General features: G+C 52.8%; 15 protein-coding genes. 8 read left to right on the top strand and 7 right to left on the bottom strand.

Annotation, left to right across the window (positions count from 1 at the left end; all coding sequences use genetic code 11):
• Positions 1-493: 493 nt before the first annotated feature.
• Complete coding sequence (locus tag ACL2XJ_RS22835; RefSeq protein ID WP_413724579.1) at positions 494-1,126, top strand: thymidine kinase; 633 nt, start codon at positions 494-496, stop codon at positions 1,124-1,126.
• A 585-nt stretch (positions 1,127-1,711) separates the two neighbouring features.
• Here the strand turns inward: ACL2XJ_RS22835 and adhE are convergent.
• Entirely contained in the window at positions 1,712-4,432 is a 2,721-nt protein-coding gene (gene adhE / locus ACL2XJ_RS22830) for a bifunctional acetaldehyde-CoA/alcohol dehydrogenase (protein WP_413724578.1), read from the bottom strand.
• A 1,212-nt stretch (positions 4,433-5,644) separates the two neighbouring features.
• Here adhE and oppA point away from each other — a divergent pair.
• The 5 genes from oppA to oppF all read left to right on the top strand — a co-directional run bounded on the left by oppA (position 5,645) and on the right by oppF (position 11,278).
• Entirely contained in the window at positions 5,645-7,282 is a 1,638-nt protein-coding gene (gene oppA, locus ACL2XJ_RS22825; protein WP_413724577.1) for an oligopeptide ABC transporter substrate-binding protein OppA, read from the top strand.
• 100 nt (positions 7,283-7,382) lie between these two features.
• A complete protein-coding gene (gene oppB, locus ACL2XJ_RS22820) occupies positions 7,383-8,303 on the top strand; it encodes an oligopeptide ABC transporter permease OppB (RefSeq protein WP_132921380.1) in 921 nt (306 codons plus the stop codon).
• 16 nt (positions 8,304-8,319) lie between these two features.
• On the top strand, positions 8,320-9,228 hold the full coding sequence (gene oppC, locus ACL2XJ_RS22815; RefSeq protein WP_413724576.1) for an oligopeptide ABC transporter permease OppC: 909 nt from the start codon (positions 8,320-8,322) through the stop codon (positions 9,226-9,228).
• 17 nt (positions 9,229-9,245) lie between these two features.
• Complete coding sequence (locus tag ACL2XJ_RS22810) at positions 9,246-10,265, top strand: ABC transporter ATP-binding protein (RefSeq protein WP_413726947.1); 1,020 nt, start codon at positions 9,246-9,248, stop codon at positions 10,263-10,265.
• On the top strand, positions 10,262-11,278 hold the full coding sequence (gene oppF, locus ACL2XJ_RS22805) for a murein tripeptide/oligopeptide ABC transporter ATP binding protein OppF (RefSeq protein WP_132921383.1): 1,017 nt from the start codon (positions 10,262-10,264) through the stop codon (positions 11,276-11,278). Before ACL2XJ_RS22810 ends, oppF begins: the two co-directional genes overlap by 4 nt.
• Positions 11,279-11,365: 87 nt before the next feature.
• Here oppF and ACL2XJ_RS22800 read toward each other — a convergent pair whose 3' ends face one another.
• Positions 11,366-11,689, bottom strand: coding sequence for an HI1450 family dsDNA-mimic protein (locus ACL2XJ_RS22800; protein WP_132921385.1), 324 nt, complete (start codon positions 11,687-11,689; stop codon positions 11,366-11,368).
• 36 nt (positions 11,690-11,725) lie between these two features.
• Positions 11,726-13,186 (bottom strand): cardiolipin synthase, encoded by a 1,461-nt coding sequence (gene cls, locus ACL2XJ_RS22795; RefSeq protein WP_132921386.1) that lies wholly within the window; start codon positions 13,184-13,186, stop codon positions 11,726-11,728.
• 196 nt (positions 13,187-13,382) lie between these two features.
• Here cls and ACL2XJ_RS22790 point away from each other — a divergent pair, with 196 nt between their 5' ends.
• Positions 13,383-13,559 (top strand): YciY family protein, encoded by a 177-nt coding sequence (locus ACL2XJ_RS22790; RefSeq protein ID WP_132921387.1) that lies wholly within the window; start codon positions 13,383-13,385, stop codon positions 13,557-13,559.
• A gap of 102 nt (positions 13,560-13,661) precedes the next feature.
• On the opposite strand, the gene ACL2XJ_RS22785 is transcribed toward ACL2XJ_RS22790, so the two are convergent.
• Both ACL2XJ_RS22785 and ACL2XJ_RS22780 read right to left on the bottom strand, forming a co-directional pair.
• Entirely contained in the window at positions 13,662-13,904 is a 243-nt protein-coding gene (locus ACL2XJ_RS22785; protein ID WP_413724575.1) for a hypothetical protein, read from the bottom strand.
• A 588-nt stretch (positions 13,905-14,492) separates the two neighbouring features.
• Positions 14,493-14,789: a YciI family protein gene (locus ACL2XJ_RS22780; RefSeq protein ID WP_132927729.1), complete on the bottom strand. Its 297-nt coding sequence runs from the start codon at positions 14,787-14,789 to the stop codon at positions 14,493-14,495.
• Between the two features lie 230 nt (positions 14,790-15,019).
• Here ACL2XJ_RS22780 and ACL2XJ_RS22775 point away from each other — a divergent pair, with 230 nt between their 5' ends.
• Positions 15,020-15,760 carry a TonB family protein gene (locus ACL2XJ_RS22775; RefSeq protein ID WP_413724574.1) on the top strand — a complete coding sequence of 247 codons (741 nt, stop codon included), beginning with the start codon at positions 15,020-15,022 and terminating at the stop codon, positions 15,758-15,760.
• 45 nt (positions 15,761-15,805) lie between these two features.
• Here ACL2XJ_RS22775 and yciA read toward each other — a convergent pair whose 3' ends face one another.
• Positions 15,806-16,231, bottom strand: coding sequence for an acyl-CoA thioester hydrolase YciA (yciA, locus tag ACL2XJ_RS22770; RefSeq protein WP_132921390.1), 426 nt, complete (start codon positions 16,229-16,231; stop codon positions 15,806-15,808).
• Between the two features lie 56 nt (positions 16,232-16,287).
• Entirely contained in the window at positions 16,288-16,833 is a 546-nt protein-coding gene (locus ACL2XJ_RS22765; protein ID WP_203521270.1) for a septation protein A, read from the bottom strand.
• Between the last annotated feature and the right edge of the window lie 38 nt (positions 16,834-16,871).

Genomic DNA, 16,871 nt, shown 5'->3' with positions numbered 1-16,871 from the left:
ATAGCTAGTTTGTAAGTAAGGTAAAAAATAATCTTTTTTTTTACCGCAGAGCCCGACAGCGCTAAATATATGCCCTTTGCATGGTAATGACAAATTGATTCACTATGTTGCGTTTTCCCGCTTCACCCGTTAATGGAGTGCATATTGCACAGCGCGTTTCATTATAAGCCACGTTTATATCGTAGAAAAATTTTGCGTTTTTATAACCAATGTTTAAAACCAGGGCGCTATTGCGCGTATAGCGTTCGCATCCGGCGTCGTGCTCGAAGCAAATGTTAGGTGATGTAGCGCAGTCACTTTGGTTATGATTCATTAAAGCAGAGGACTAATTTAAAGTAACACCCGCCGGGGCTAATTACCTGCCGGCTGCGTCGCCTACGGGGCCCGGCGATGTTAAAATCAGGGCGGTGGGGCACAGCAGACGGCTTAAAGTTTATGATACACTGGGCACCTTATTTATTATGTCATTGATTTTTTCCGAAGTGAGGGGCTGATGGCTCAACTTTATTTTTATTATTCTGCGATGAATGCGGGTAAATCCACTGCGCTCCTGCAGTCCTCGTATAATTATCAGGAGCGTGGCATGCGCACCCTGGTATTTACCGCTGAAATAGATAATCGTTTTGCTCGCGGCCAGGTCAGTTCCCGTATCGGCCTTTCCTCGCCGGCAGAGCTCTACCGCCCGGATACCGATTTGCTGGCGGTTATTCGTCAGTCCCATGAGCAGCAGGCGCTGCACTGCATATTAGTGGATGAAAGTCAGTTTTTAACCCGTCAACAAGTTGCCGGATTATCGGACGTAGTGGATTTTCTAAATATTCCGGTATTGTGTTATGGGTTGCGCACTGACTTTCGCGGCGAGCTGTTTCCCGGTAGCCATTATCTGTTGGCATGGGCTGATAAGCTTATCGAGCTTAAAACCATTTGTTATTGCGGCCGCAAGGCAAACCGGGTCATTCGCCTGGGTGAAGACGGTAAACCCGTGCATGACGGCCAACAGGTGGTTATCGGCGGCGAAGAACGGTATGTCTCGGTATGCCGCAAGCATTACAAACAGGCCATGGTGGAGGATAGCCAGGTGCCCGGCTATATCTCCATGGCCGCGTCCGAACCGCGTCAGCCGTAGGTCTTTGTTATCCGGCGGCGGTTGTGTATTTTGACGCCGGCGCCATCAGCGCGGCCATCTGCTTCTGCCGCTATATAACCGCCATAAAGGGCACAGGAGCGATTTTAGGCTTTCACCGGGGGGATTGCACCGGTTGCGGTCAAAAGAGCCCTGTGGGGCCGGATATGCGGTTTTGGTTATATTCCGTGAGACGGAAGCGTTCGGCGGTTTACGGCATGGCCGCTTCAATTCAGATTAGCCGGCAGGGGATTGCGTGGCGCGTTTTTTTCGTTCAGTAAAGGGAATGGCGGCTTAACGGCGATTAAGCTCCGTAGCGCGGCGTTTAGGCCGTATATGGGGGCTTGCTGACAAACGTACTCGGACTTAATTAGGGTGGCTCTCGGGGAAGAGAGTCATAATCGCGCGGATCAAGCCCCCAGGGATGGGTTCACGGCTTCTTTACGATCTGGCAGCCTGCCACGACCGGACACTTTGTCAACAAACTTACAACACAGGCCCCAAAAGGGGCCTGTGTTGTTTCCCCCGACTGACTTACCGGGGGTTGTATCGGTGACCGTTCTCAACGCGGGATGGTTATCGCCGCGATCAGCTGGTCACTTTTTTGCCTTTTTTCTCGGTTTTCGCTTCCGGAGCCGCGGTTTTCACCGCGTCAGCCGGGAGAGCCGGAGCATGGGCCACTGCGGCGGCATCTGCGAAAGGCTCGACGTATTTACGTCCGTAGTAGGTATCCAGGAGAATTTGTTTCAGTTCGGCAATCAGCGGATAGCGCGGGTTGGCGCCGGTACACTGGTCATCGAACGCATCCTCGGACAGCTTGTCCACCTTCGCCAGGAAATCCGCTTCCTGCACGCCGGCTTCACGGATAGAGGTTGGGATACCCAAATCGGCTTTGATTTCATCCAGCCAGGCCAGCAGGTTTTCAATCTTCTGCGCGGTACGGTCGCCCGGTTGGCTCAGGCCAAGATGGTCGGCCACTTCGGCATAACGACGACGGGCCTGCGGACGGTCATACTGACTGAACGCCGCCTGTTTGGTGGGGTTGTCGTTGGCGTTGTAGCGGATCACGTTGGAAATCAGCATGGCGTTGGCCAGGCCATGGGGAATATGGAATTCCGAACCCAGTTTATGGGCCATGGAGTGGCAGACGCCCAGGAAGGCGTTGGCAAACGCGATGCCGGCAATAGTGGCGGCGTTATGAACGCGTTCACGGGCTACCGGGTTTTTCGCCCCTTCGTGATAGCTGGCAGGCAGATACTCTTTGAGCAGCTTGATGGCCTGCAGCGCCTGGCCGTCGGAAAACTCGGTGGCCATGATGGACACATAGGCTTCCAAGGCATGGGTTACCGCATCCAGACCGCCGAAGGCGCAGAGGGATTTCGGCATGTTCATCACCAGATTGGCATCCACAATCGCCATGCTCGGCACCAGGGCATAATCCGCCAGCGGATATTTCTGGCCGGTGGCATCATCGGTCACCACGGCGAACGGCGTGACTTCAGAACCGGTACCGGAGGTGGTGGTGATGGCGATCATCTGGGCTTTAACACCCATTTTCGGGAACTTATATATACGTTTACGGATATCCATAAACCGCAGCGCCAGTTCTTCGAACGGGGTGCCCGGGTGTTCGTACATTACCCACATGATCTTGGCGGCATCCATCGGCGAACCGCCACCCAGGGCAATGATGACGTCCGGTTTGAAGGACATGATCTGCTCTGCGCCCTTGCGAACGATGCTCAGGGTCGGATCCGCTTCCACTTCGAAGAAGACTTCGGTTTCAATACCGTGGCCCTTCAGTACGGAGGTGATCTGATCGGCATAGCCGTTGTTAAACAGATAACGGTCCGTCACAATAAAGGCGCGTTTGGCGCCGTCGCTGGCCACTTCATCCAGGGCAATCGGCAATGAACCGCGACGGAAATAGATGGATTTGGGAAGCTTATGCCACATCATATTTTCAGCTCGCTTGGCCACGGTTTTGGTATTGATAAGGTGTTTCGGGCCGACGTTTTCGGAAATGGAGTTACCGCCCCAGGAGCCGCAGCCCAGCGTCAGCGACGGTGCAAGTTTGAAGTTGTACAGGTCACCGATACCACCCTGGGAAGCAGGAGTGTTGATCAGAATACGCGCGGTCTTCATGGTTTCGCCGAAGAAATTCACGCGGTCCGTCTGATTGTCCTGATCGGTATAGAGGCAGGAGGTATGGCCGATGCCGCCCATTTCCACCAGTTTTTCCGCTTTGACCACCGCGTCTTCAAAGTTCTTGGCGCGATACATAGCCAGCATCGGCGAGAGCTTTTCATGGGCGAAGGGTTCGGTTTCGTCCACAACGGTGACTTCGCCAATCAGCACCTTGGTGGAGCCCGGTACGGTCAATCCGGCCATGGCGGCGATTTTCACCGCCGGCTGGCCGACGATACCGGCGTTCAGCGCGCCGTTTTTCAGAATGATGCCCTGAACCGCTTTCAGTTCTTCGCCGCGCAGCATGTAGCCGCCGTGGCTGGCAAAGCGTTCACGCACCGCGTCATAGACTTCGTCCACGACGATAACCGATTGTTCGGAGGCGCAGATGACGCCGTTATCGAAGGTTTTGGACATCAGGATGGAGGCTACCACCCGTTTGATATCGGCGGTTTCATCCACAACCACCGGGGTATTGCCGGCGCCGACGCCGATGGCGGGCTTACCGGAACTGTAAGCGGCTTTTACCATGCCCGGCCCGCCGGTGGCGAGGATCAGGTTAACAAGCGGATGGTGCATAAGCTGGTTGGAGAGTTCAACGGTAGGTTCGTCAATCCAGCCGATGATATCTTTCGGCGCGCCGGCGGCGATAGCGGCTTTCAGGACAATTTCAGCAGCCTTGTTGGTGGCTTTCTTCGCACGGGGATGCGGCGAGAAAACAATGCCGTTACGGGTTTTCAAGCATATCAACGCTTTGAAAATGGCCGTGGAAGTGGGGTTGGTCGTCGGCACGATGCCGCAGATGATACCGATGGGTTCGGCAATGGTGATGGTGCCGAACGTATCGTCCCGGGCCAGGATGCCGCAGGTTTTTTCATCTTTATAGGCATTATAGATATATTCGGAAGCGAAATGGTTCTTGATCACTTTGTCTTCCACGATACCCATGCCGGATTCTTCAACGGCCATTTTGGCGAGAGGAATGCGGGCATCGGCAGCGGCAAGGGCGGCGGCGCGGAAAATCTTGTCCACCTGCTCCTGGCTAAAATTGGCATATTCGCGCTGGGCTTTTTTAACCTTTTCCATCAAGGTGTTCAGTTCAGCGACATTAGTAACAGCCATAGTGCTCTCCTAATAAATGTTAAAATTTCGGTTAAATTGTTAAACTCTTTAAGTAAAAAGCCATTCCCTGTCGTTGTGAAAGACGCGGATATTAAGGTTAGTTTATCTGCACAAGGACAGATAGGCAGTGGCACAAAGGGCTATTTACTTAACGAGTTTGTTCAATCAGTTAGCGATCTTCATTTACAGGCGATTTTTTTCCAAGCCCCCTATGTCCATGGGATTATCGATTAACTGTATAGAGAAATAGTAAAGAGTATTGAGGCCAGTAATTGTGATTCAAATCACATTTTATTCATGCTGACTCCTTTCAGCAACGACAATTTGGAGCAAAGGTTACAATTTCACTACAGTCTCGTTAAGGGATGAAATGCCGTGCCAATGTAATCCGCATTCCATTAACATTCTATTTGCAAATAACAGCAAAAATTTTACTTGCTGCTTAGGTTACGGGTTATAAAGCAACGGCACAATATGAATAATGTCAAAAAGTATAGCGGTAAAATTAAAGGTGAAGGAACGGCGCCGGGGCAGAAGCGGCAGCTCAACAATCCATATGTTCCCATGGCGCGGCCAAGAGCACTACTGTACAGATAAATGATGATGAGTAACAGCGCTGGAGCACGCCCTGCGTTTTTCGGACGCCTCGCCGTAGAGCAAATGTTGCTCCAATGCTGATAAATCGCACCCAAAAGCGGCATAGATTATTAAATGCTCAATTAGTCTATTAGCCGGATAAATTAAGTGAAAACGTCGAATATTCAGCGGGATGCAATGCAGGCTAAAACCCGTGGCGATTTTTTTTTAGACTATCTCACAAAGCCACTTGTCACGATGCGGTACAGATGTTATTAGTGTTAATTCATGAATCATTAGGGATTTATTCTCTTTCCAGGTCATTTATTGCCCTGATGTGTTTTATTGTAACAATCAATAATTTGATTATGTTTTTTGACGCAAGGTCGACATTTCTTGATTTGATTATGATAGCAAATAACTTCTTTCCGAATCTGCGTTCCGCCGTATCAATTTTTTTGCCAGCCTTATGCCGGCTTGTTTCCCATATAGATTCAATGAATAAGGAATATCGCTTCTTTACCTTGCGGTTTCGTTCGCCGTAATTGGCCGAGGAGTGCCCATACCCGTTCATCGGGAATCTGCAGACAGCTGAAAATGCGTCATGCAATAATAAAAAACTGGAGTGCATTAATAATGACCAACATCACGAAAAGAACTCTATTGGCAGCAGGTATTATCGCCGCCCTGGGAGTGGTGTCCGTAGGTACTTCTTTCGCGGCGGTGGTACCCGCCGGCGTCACCTTGAGTGACAAACAGGAATTGGTACGTGGAAACGGCGCCGAACTGCAATCACTGGATCCCCATAAGATTGAAGGGGTGCCGGAAGCCAATGTCAATCGCGATTTGCTGGAAGGATTGGTCATTAGCGACCTGCAAGGCCATCCGCAGCCGGGTGTGGCGGAAAGCTGGGAAACCAAGGATTCCAAGGTCTGGATATTCCATTTGCGCAAAGACGCAAAATGGTCCGACGGCTCGCCGGTGACGGCGCAGGATTTTGTCTATAGCTGGCGGCGTTTGGCGGACCCGAAAACGGCGTCCCCGTATGAAAGTTATCCCCAGTATGCCCATATCGTTAATATTGACGATATCATCACCGGCAAAATGCAACCCGATACCTTGGGTGTGAAAGCGATTGACGCCAACACGCTGGAAGTCGATCTCAGCGAGCCCGTGCCTTATTTCCCCAAATTGCTGACCCACCCGTCCATGTCGCCTGTACCGCAAAAAGTGGTGGAAAAATTCGGTGATAAATGGACCCAGCCGGCTAACTGGGTGGGCAACGGCGCCTATAAATTAAAGGACTGGGTCGTCAATGAACATATCGTGCTGGAACGAAATCCACAATACTGGGACAACAGCAAAACGGTTATCAATCAGGTGACCTATCTGCCGATTTCCTCGGAAGTGACCGACGTCAACCGTTATCGCTCCGGCGAATCCGACATGTCGTATAATAATCTGCCTATCGAACTGTTCCAGAAACTGAAACACGATATTCCTAAAGAAGTGCATGTGGATCCCTATCTCTGCACTTATTATTATGAAATCAATAACCAAAAAGCGCCGTTTACTGATGTGCGTGTTCGTACCGCGCTGAAATTGGGCCTGGATCGCGATATCATTGTTAATAAGGTCAAGGCCCAGGGCGACCTGCCGGCGTTTGGTTTTACCCCGCCTTATACCGACGGCGCCAAATTGACGCCGCCGGAGTGGTTTGGCTGGTCGCAGGAAAAACGCAACGCAGAAGCACGTAAACTGTTAGCGGAAGCCGGTTACACCAAAGACAAGCCGCTGACATTCGATCTGTTATACAATACTTCCGATTTGCACAAGAAGCTGGCCATTGCCGTTGCCTCCATCTGGAAGAAAAACATTGGCGTTGATGTCAAATTGGAAAACCAGGAATGGAAAACCTTCCTGGAGACCCGTCATCAGGGAACGTTTGATGTCTCCCGTGCCGGATGGTGCGCTGACTATAACGAGCCCACCAGCTTCCTGAACATTATGTTGACCAACGGTTCCAGTAATACCGCGCATTATTCAAATCCGGCTTTCGATAAGCTGATTGCCAGCGCGATAACGGCGAAGTCGGAAAACGAGCGCAGCGAAATTTATCAGCAGGCCGAACAGCAACTGGACAAAGATTCTGCTATTGTCCCGGTATATTATTATGTGAACGCCCGTTTGGTGAAACCTTATGTCGGCGGTTATACCGGTAAAGATCCGCTGGATAATGTGTACGTGAAAGATCTGTATATTATCAAGCATTAAGAAAAATTTTGGGACGTAAACAGGGCAGGGCCGTATAAGCCTTGCCCTGTTTTTCCTGTTCAGTCCGAACGGCATTAAATGTATGTCATAGGTATTAGTAATGTTAAAGTTTATTATTCGCCGGTTTCTGGAAGCGATCCCGACGCTGTTTATTTTGATCACCATTTCGTTTTTTATGATGCGGTTGGCGCCCGGCAGTCCGTTTACCGGCGAACGCAGCCTGCCGCCGGAAGTCATGGCCAATATAGAAGCCAGATACCATCTTAACGATCCCATAATGAAGCAGTATGGCGACTATTTACTGCAACTGGCCCATGGCGATTTCGGCCCTTCGTTCAAATATAAGGATTATTCCGTCAACGACCTGGTGGCAAATTCGTTTCCGGTTTCGGCCAAGCTGGGGCTGGCGGCCTTCATCATGGCCATGGTGCTGGGCGTGTTTGCCGGGGTGATGGCGGCGCTGCGGCAAAATACCAAATGGGACTATCTGGCCATGGGTTTCGCCATGACCGGGGTGGTTATTCCCAGTTTTGTGGTGGCTCCGCTATTGGTGCTGATTTTCGCCATTACGCTGAAATGGCTGCCGGCGGGCGGCTGGAACGGCGGCGGACCCAAATTTATACTGTTACCGATGATTGCGTTGTCCCTGGCCTATATTGCCAGCATAGCGCGTATTACCCGCGGTTCGATGATCGAAGTATTGCATTCCAACTTTATCCGCACCGCCCGGGCCAAAGGCCTGCCCATGCGGCGGATTATCCTCAGCCATGCCTTGAAGCCGGCCCTGCTGCCGGTGATTTCTTATATGGGACCGGCTTTTGTCGGTATCATCACCGGCTCTATGGTCATTGAAACCATTTATGGCTTGCCGGGCATCGGCCAACTGTTCGTCAACGGCGCGCTGAATCGCGACTATTCATTGGTGTTGAGTCTCACCATTCTGGTGGGGACCCTGACCATTCTTTTTAACGCCATTGTCGATGTATTGTACGCGGTCATCGATCCTAAAATACGCTATTGATGCTGGAGCACGCTTTATGATGGTAAATAATAAAAACAGCGAGGCTCTGGAGAAATTCAGCGAAGCACTGGAAGTGGAGGGGCGCAGCCTTTGGCAGGACGCCCGCCGGCGCTTTATACATAATAAAGCGGCATTAACCAGTCTCATCGTTTTGCTGTTCATTGTTTTATTTGTCGCCCTGGCGCCGTCTTTGTCGCAGTTTACCTATGACGATACCGACTGGGGCATGATGTCGAGCGCGCCGAGCGTGGAGTCCGCCCACTATTTCGGTACTGATTCATCGGGACGGGATTTATTGGTGCGGGTCGCCATCGGCGGCCGGATTTCACTGATGGTGGGTATTGCGGCCGCGTTGGTGGCGGTGGTGCTGGGGACGCTTTACGGCGCCATGTCAGGGTATCTTGGCGGTAAAATCGATTCGGTGATGATGCGTCTGCTGGAAATACTCAATTCCTTCCCGTTTATGTTTTTCGTGATCCTGCTGGTGACGTTTTTCGGCCAGAATATCTTCCTGATCTTTATTGCCATCGGCATGGTGTCCTGGCTGGACATGGCGCGTATCGTGCGCGGACAGACCCTGAGCCTCAAGCGCAAGGAATTCATCGAGGCGGCGGTGGTCAGCGGCGTCTCTTCCCGCAATATCATTTTGCGTCACATCGTCCCCAATGTGCTCGGGGTCGTGGTGGTTTACGCCTCGTTGCTGGTGCCCAGCATGATTCTGTTCGAGTCGTTTCTCAGTTTCCTCGGGCTGGGCACGCAGGAACCCTTAAGCAGCTGGGGGGCGTTGCTTAGCGACGGCGCCAATTCAATGGAAGTTTCGCCGTGGCTGCTGCTGTTTCCCGCGCTGTTCCTGGTGATTACCCTATTTTGTTTTAATTTTATCGGCGACGGTCTGCGTGATGCCCTCGACCCGAAAGATCGTTAAGGAGCGCCGTGATGAGCATGATTGATAATTCCACGCCGGCCCGTGGGCCCGTAGCGGGAGCAAAAGAGCCGGTATTGCTGGATGTGCGGGACTTAAGGGTGACCTTCGCCACCTCCGACGGAGATGTTACCGCGGTCAACGACCTGAATTTTACCCTGCGCGCCGGGGAAACCTTGGGCATTGTGGGGGAGTCCGGCTCGGGCAAATCCCAAACCGCCTTTGCCCTGATGGGGTTGCTGGCCGCAAACGGCCGTATCGGCGGGTCTGCCGCTTTCAACGGGCGTGAAATTCTCAACCTGCGGGAGAAACAACTCAATAAGCTGCGCGCCGAAGAAATTTCCATGATTTTCCAGGATCCCATGACGTCGCTGAACCCTTATATGCGGGTAGGCGAGCAGCTGATGGAAGTCCTGATGCTGCATAAAAAGATGGGTAAACATGAAGCGTTCGAAGAATCGGTGCGCATGCTGGACGCGGTGAAAATGCCCGAGGCCCGCAAACGGATGCGCATGTACCCCCATGAATTTTCCGGCGGGATGCGCCAGCGGGTAATGATCGCCATGGCCCTCATGTGCCGTCCCAAGCTGCTGATTGCCGATGAGCCCACCACTGCTCTGGATGTGACGGTGCAGGCGCAGATAATGACGCTGCTTAACGATCTCAAGCGTGAATTCAATACCGCCATTATCATGATTACCCACGATTTGGGCGTGGTGGCCGGTATTTGCGATCGGGTGCTGGTGATGTATGCCGGCCGCACTATGGAGTATGGCCGGTCCGCGGATATTTTTTACCGGCCGAGCCATCCCTATTCCATCGGACTGCTGGCGGCGGTGCCGCGCCTGGATGCCGATGGTTCCTCAATGATGGTAACCATCCCCGGTAATCCTCCCAATCTGCTGCGGTTGCCTAAAGGGTGCCCCTTTCAGCCGCGTTGCCCTTTTGCCATGGATATCTGCTCAACCATGCCCGCCCTCGAACCTTTTGGCGATGACCGTATCCGTGCCTGCTACAAGCCTGCGGAGGAACTGGCATGAATGCCCTGGACGAAAACAGAAAAGTGATCCTCGACGTCGATAACCTGAAAGTGTATTTCGATGTGAAGGGGGATAAGCAGTGGTTTTGGCAGCCGGTTAAACACCTAAAGGCGGTGGATGGGGTTTCCCTGCGCCTGTACGAAGGGGAAACCCTCGGGGTGGTGGGGGAATCCGGCTGCGGTAAATCCACTTTTGCCCGGGCGCTGATCGGGCTGGTTAAATCCACCAGCGGCCGCATCGCCTGGCTCGGTAAAGAATTGCAGGACCTGACCAACGCCGAATGGCGCGATACCCGCAGCAATATACAGATGATTTTCCAAGATCCCCTGGCTTCGCTCAATCCGCGAATGACCATCGGCGAGATAATCGCCGAGCCTTTGCATACCTATCATCCCAAGATGCCGCGGCTGGAAGTGAAGGAGAAGGTCCGCAGCATGATGATGAAAGTGGGTTTGCTGCCCAATCTCATCAACCGTTACCCCCATGAATTTTCCGGCGGACAATGCCAGCGTATCGGCATCGCGCGGGCATTGATACTCGAACCGAAGCTGGTGATTTGCGATGAGCCGGTCTCGGCGCTGGATGTATCCATCCAGGCGCAGGTAGTGAATTTATTGCAGCAGCTGCAGCGGGAAATGGGGCTGTCGCTGATTTTTATCGCTCACGATCTGGCGGTGGTAAAGCATATTTCCGATCGGGTGCTGGTGATGTACCTGGGACATGCGGTGGAGTTGGGCACCTATGACCAGGTTTACAATAATCCGCAGCATCCCTACACCAAAGCGCTGATGTCGGCGGTGCCGATTCCGGATCCCGATAAGGAACGCAACAAAAAGATTCAGCTGCTGGAAGGAGATTTGCCGTCCCCCATCAACCCGCCTTCAGGCTGCGTGTTCCGCACCCGCTGTCCCATCGCCAGCGAGGAGTGCGCCGTCACCCGGCCGATACTGCAGGGGAGTTTTCGCCACGCCTGCTCCTGCATCAAGGTGGATATCAGCCAGTTGGCGGAGTAGGGTGCGTTATCACCGAAACGCACAGCGCGCTAGGCCTGCCAACACCGAACTTTGAACCGAGGGGCTGTCCAGCGGGCTATCGGCCCGCTACTCCTTCCATATAATATGGCAAATCTTTTCCGAACGATCGCGGCACAGCAGCATGCGGGCGAAGATATCGTTAACCGGCATGCCGTCCTGCTCCGCCAGTCCGATGACCACCTCGGCGAAAAAGTCCGGATTCAGGTCGAAATCCACCTGCTCGTGCCACTGTTCGGAAGGGTCGAATAATTCCGCCGCCCCGCGCTGTTCAAACTGCAGATTGAACAACAGTACGTCCGCCGGGTCTAGATTGTCCGTCGCCAGCTCGAGAAAAATATCGTATGCCTGTTCAATGACCTCGTCATCCGTCAGGCGATTATCCAAATCCATGCTGTGTCCCTTAGTGTTTCGCCGCCGCCGGTCACATTACAGCAGCGGACTGAAAAAGTAGAACAGACGCTCGATAATCCGCTGCCAGTAGGGCCGCTGAGCCCATTTCGCCGGATCTATCAACCGGGAGCGGGCGATATAATCCTCCTGCACTCGCGCCAGGTCGCTGCCGAAGTCGTCATCATCAATCACCAGAGTGATTTCAAAATTCAGCCATAAGCTGCGCATGTCCAGGTTCACCGTGCCCACCAGGCTTAACTGCCCATCTACCAGCACGCTTTTAGTATGCAACAGTCCGCCTTCAAATTGATGAATATTCACTCCCGCCTCAAGCAGCTCGGCAAAGAAGGCACGGCTGGCCCAGCCCACCAGCATCGAGTCGTTATAACGGGGCACAACGATATGCACATCGACGCCCCGCTGCGCGGCGGTGCATATGGCGTGCAGCAGATCGTCGCTGGGCACCAGATAGGGCGTGGTCATGATGAGCTGCTGGCGCGAGGCATAGATGGAGGTCAGCAGCGCCTGGTGAATAACCCCGTCGGGAAAACCGGGACCGGAAGCGATAACCTGAATGGTATGCCCGGTGGCCTGCTCAAACGGCATGATATTCACATCCGGCGGCGGCGGCAGGATGCGTTTTCCGGTTTCAATTTCCCAGTCACAGGAAAAAATGATGCCCATGGCGGTGGTGACCGGTCCCTCCATCCGGGCCATCAGGTCTATCCACTGTCCAACCCCCGCGTCCTGCTTGAAAAAGCGGGGATCCACCATGTTCATGCTGCCGGTATAGGAAATATAATTGTCGATAAGTATCATTTTGCGGTGCTGGCGCAAATCCATACGGCGCAGGAACACCCGCAGTATGCTGACGTGCAGGGTTTCCACCACCTCCACCCCCGCCTGGCGCATCATGGCCGGATAAGGGCTGCGGAAAAATTTCACGCTGCCGGCGGAGTCCAGCATCACCCGGCAGCTGACTCCTCGCCGCGCGGCCGCCATCAATGCCTCCGCCACCTGATCCACCAGGCCGCCGGCTTGCCAGATGTAAAACATCATCTCGATATTGTTTTGCGCCAGCCCGATATCCTTGATCAAGGCTTTCAACGTATCGTCGGTGCCGGTCAGCAGTTGCAATTGATTGCCTTTAAGACCGCCCATGCCCTGGCGAAGTTCGCACAGCTGAAACAGCGACCGCGCCACTTCGCTGTTTTCGGTGGCAAAAATCCGTTTGCATTGTTTGAGGTCTTGCATCCATTTAGCCGTGGAGGGCCACATGGCCTTGGCGCGTTCGGCGCGGCGTTTGCCGAGATTCAGTTCGCCGAACAGTAAATAGGCGATTATTCCCACCAGGGGAAGAATGTAAATCACCAGCAGCCAGGCCATTGCGGACGGAACCGCCCGGCGTTTCATTAATACCCGCAGGGTGACACCCGCTACTAGTAACCAGTAGCCGAACACCAGTAGCCAATTGATTACATTATAAAGAGTTGCCATAAGGGCGAAAAATCCTGTTCGCAATGCTTGAAACCTGAGTGTACGCATAAGGGACGAAAAGAGGAAATTCTTTTAAACCGGGCGCTGCCTCTTCTCTCCCGCAGCAGGGGGTCGGGCGGCTTGGCTAACCCACAGAAAAGGCTATAATGGCGGCTCTTAATCATCGTCGGTAGAGGTCGGTAGAGCCGGTTCGTGCATGAAAAGAAGCAGAAATGAAGTCAGCCGTTGGCGTATGTTAAGGCAAGCGCAGCGTCGTCGGAGCCAGTGGGTGGAAGCACAGTCCCGCACTTATCGTCATCTGACCCGTTTGGGGCATCTCCAGCTTAAGAAGCAGCGCCGCTCGTTGCTCTTTTCAATGACCAGCGGACTATAACCCGCGGTGCAGGTGGACAAAAAAAACCGGCTTTAGGCCGGTTTGCGCTAGCAGAGATCCTTTCATCTTCTCGCCAGGTCCTCCATACCATTTCCAGGCGAATTACCTGGTTGAAGTGGTGGTGGAAGTGGATGTCGATGTTGATGTACCGGTTCCTCCTTCCGGATCGCTGGCCGATGCTACCGCGGCTACCGATCCGGAAACAAACCCGGCGTCGGCGGTGGTCGCGGGACCGGATGCGCTTTGCGTCGCCGCATCGGCCGTTCCCGCTGCACCCGCCGCCATCGCTGTGGTGGTGCCGGCGGCATACAACACGAGTAGTGCCGCTAAGATTTTCCTGGACATAATTACCTCCTATGGTTAGAAACTCAAAGGGAGTACAGCCATTACAAGGTATTAGATATTCGCGTCGCAGACAAATCGTAAGCCGCTATGGTATATGGTTTTTTTCAGTCGATCATGCTAAAAGCGGGGTCAACGCACTGATTCGTGGTTGTTTATTTTTTGTACTAAGATAATTCCTAAATGAATATCCTAGCCATTTTTCCTAACGGGTGCATTTCTTATTTTCGGGTGGGAACAAGAAAATATTCAAGTGTCATATTAGTGAAATGTTCAGCAAATTATTAATATCCATTAAACCATTTCAAAAGCAGTCGTTTGTTCAATAATCGGCGTTTTACTTTGCGGGAATATTCTTTCTATTCATCAAGTTGCTGATAATATGGAGGTATTGGCCATATAAGCCGGCAGTCTCTCTTTTTGAAAGATGAAAAGCGATAAATATTTCTACGATAAAGAAGATTTTCTCGCGAAATAGTTAAGTTTTAATAATGCTTTTAGCCGCTGGTTTATTTAAGATGCTTTCACACCCCCGGGAGGGTGTTTTAATCCCGCTCCCGCAGGTGACATAAGAGTGTAAACGGGCTGTTTTCAGAAGGTTTTACGGTAAGGTTTTACCGACACGTTATTATAGACGCCGGCGGCAACATAAGGATCGGCATCAGCCCAGGCTTGGGCCATCTCCAGCGAGTCGAATTCGGCTATTATGACGGAACCGCTGAAACCGGCGGCGCCCGGATCGTTACTGTCTATCGTCGGCAGCGCGCCCGCGGTGAGTAAACGGCCCTGGTCGCGCAATATTTGTAAACGCGCCACGTGGGTGGGTCGGACGGACAGACGTTTTTCCAGGGAATCGGCGACATCTTCAGCATAAATAACATAGAGCACGATTGATACTCCCATCGAATAGGCTTTTACAAAGTGATTCACGTTATGACAAAGGGGTCATGAGCGCAATGAAAAATTTCTCCCGGGGAAAATCCACCGCCAGAACGGGCTAAAAGATATTTTTTGACGTTAATCAGCCAAGACGTTGATATGAGTTATTGAATATGATTGTCATTTGCATTTAAACTTCGCTCTATAGGATAACTTTAGTTGAGATGGCGTTAACTATTTTGAAAACCACTCGTCGATTTATGTGGCCGTATGTCGTTTCCGTGGGGCTGCATACCTCTCTGGTGGCGGGTTTACTCTACGCTTCCATCAATCGGATCTCTCCGTCCATCGCCGTTGAACAGCCGATGAGCGTCACGCTGGTGGCCCCGGCCCCGCAGCCGGTTGTCGCGCCGGCCCCGCCTGTGCCTGAGCCGCCCCAGCCCCAGCCGGTGGAGCCTCCGAAGCCGGCCCCTGAACCTGAACCCGAACCAAAGCCCGAACCCGTTGCGGAACCGCCGGCGCCGGTGCAGTTGCCGAAACCCAAGCCTAAGCCCAGGCCGGTTATCAAAAAGGAAGCAAAGCCACGTCTTCACAAGGACCCGGTTTTGCAAAAAGAGTCGCCTTCGCCGGTAGCCGCCAGCGAGACGCCGGTGAGGTCGGTAACTCCCCCGGCCGCCGCGCCGGCGCGCTCCGAGTCCAAGGCCGATACCGGGCCGGTTGCCTTGAACCGGCAAGATCCCGACTATCCCGATCGCGCCAGGGCATTGGGGATTGAAGGGCGGGTACAGATTCAGTTTGATGTCAATTCAGACGGACAGGTGGAAAATCTGCGCATTATTTCAGCATCGCCCCCCAATATGTTCGAAAGAGGCATCAAGGAAGTAACGCGCAGATGGCGTTATCAAAGCGGAAGACCGGGTAAAAATGTCAATATGACCATTGTGTTTAAACTGTCGGGCATCGAAAGCGGCGATAACTGAGGTCGCAGCCGATAAGTACAGGCCGCCGGCGGCGGCCCAATCTAATCAGGTTTCATCCGGCAGATAATGGCGTTTGCCGTCTGGCAGGGGGCGGGCTTTGCCTTCCGGGTCCACCGCCACATAGGTAAATGCCGCCTCGGTGGCGCGATATCGCTGGCCGATGGGTTCGGACGAGACTTTTTTCACCCACACTTCCACATTGATGTTCAGCGAACTGGTGCCGGTACGCGTACAGCGGGCATAACAGCAAATAACATCCCCCACCGCCACCGGTTTCAGGAAGGTCATGCCGTCCACCTTTACCGTCACCACGCGGCCCTCGGCGATTTCTTTCGCCAGGATGGCCCCGCCCATATCCATCTGCGACATAAGCCAGCCGCCGAAAATATCACCGTTGGCATTCGTATCGGCAGGCATCGCCAAGGTTCGCAGCACCAGCTCGCCGCTGGGTAAAACCGGTTTTTCGCTCATCGTGCTTTCCGCTATTAAAAAAAGCGGCCCACAGTATGCAGACCGACTTTAAGGCATTAATGGGGATCTTTTTGATCTTCCGTCATATGACGATAGACATAAACGCCGCTCAGCAGGGTAAACAGCAGCGTCAGACCGGTCAGGCCGAATACCTTGAAATTAACCCAGACATTTTGCGGCAGCCAGAAGGCGATATAGATATTCAGCGCGCCGCAGGCGATAAAAAACAGTGCCCATGCCACATTCAGGTTATTCCATACCTGGGGCGGCAGCGTCATCTCCTTGCCCAGCATGCGCTGTATCAGCGGTTTTCCCATAACGAACTGGCTCACCAGCAGCGCGATGGCGAACAGGCTGTAAATGACCGTCACCTTCCATTTTATAAATTCGGCATTGTGATAATACATGGTCAGGGAGCCGAAAATAGCCACCAGAATGAAGGTTAGCAACGTCACTTTTTCAACTTTGCGATATCTGATCCAGGTAAAAGCCAATACCAGTGCAGAGGCGGCAATCAGCGCCCCGGAAGCGATATAAATGTCGTACAGTTTATAAACGACGAAAAAAACCACTAACGGCAGAAAATCGAGAAACTGCTTCATAGACAAATCCGTGGTTGATTAAATGGGTCTGGCCGCGC

It is taken from the genome of Sodalis sp. RH16 (genome assembly GCF_047324245.1).
GTDB lineage: Bacteria > Pseudomonadota > Gammaproteobacteria > Enterobacterales > Enterobacteriaceae > Acerihabitans > Acerihabitans ligni.
Note: the sequence above shows the minus strand (reverse complement) of the source record. Positions and strands in the feature narration are given on the sequence as shown.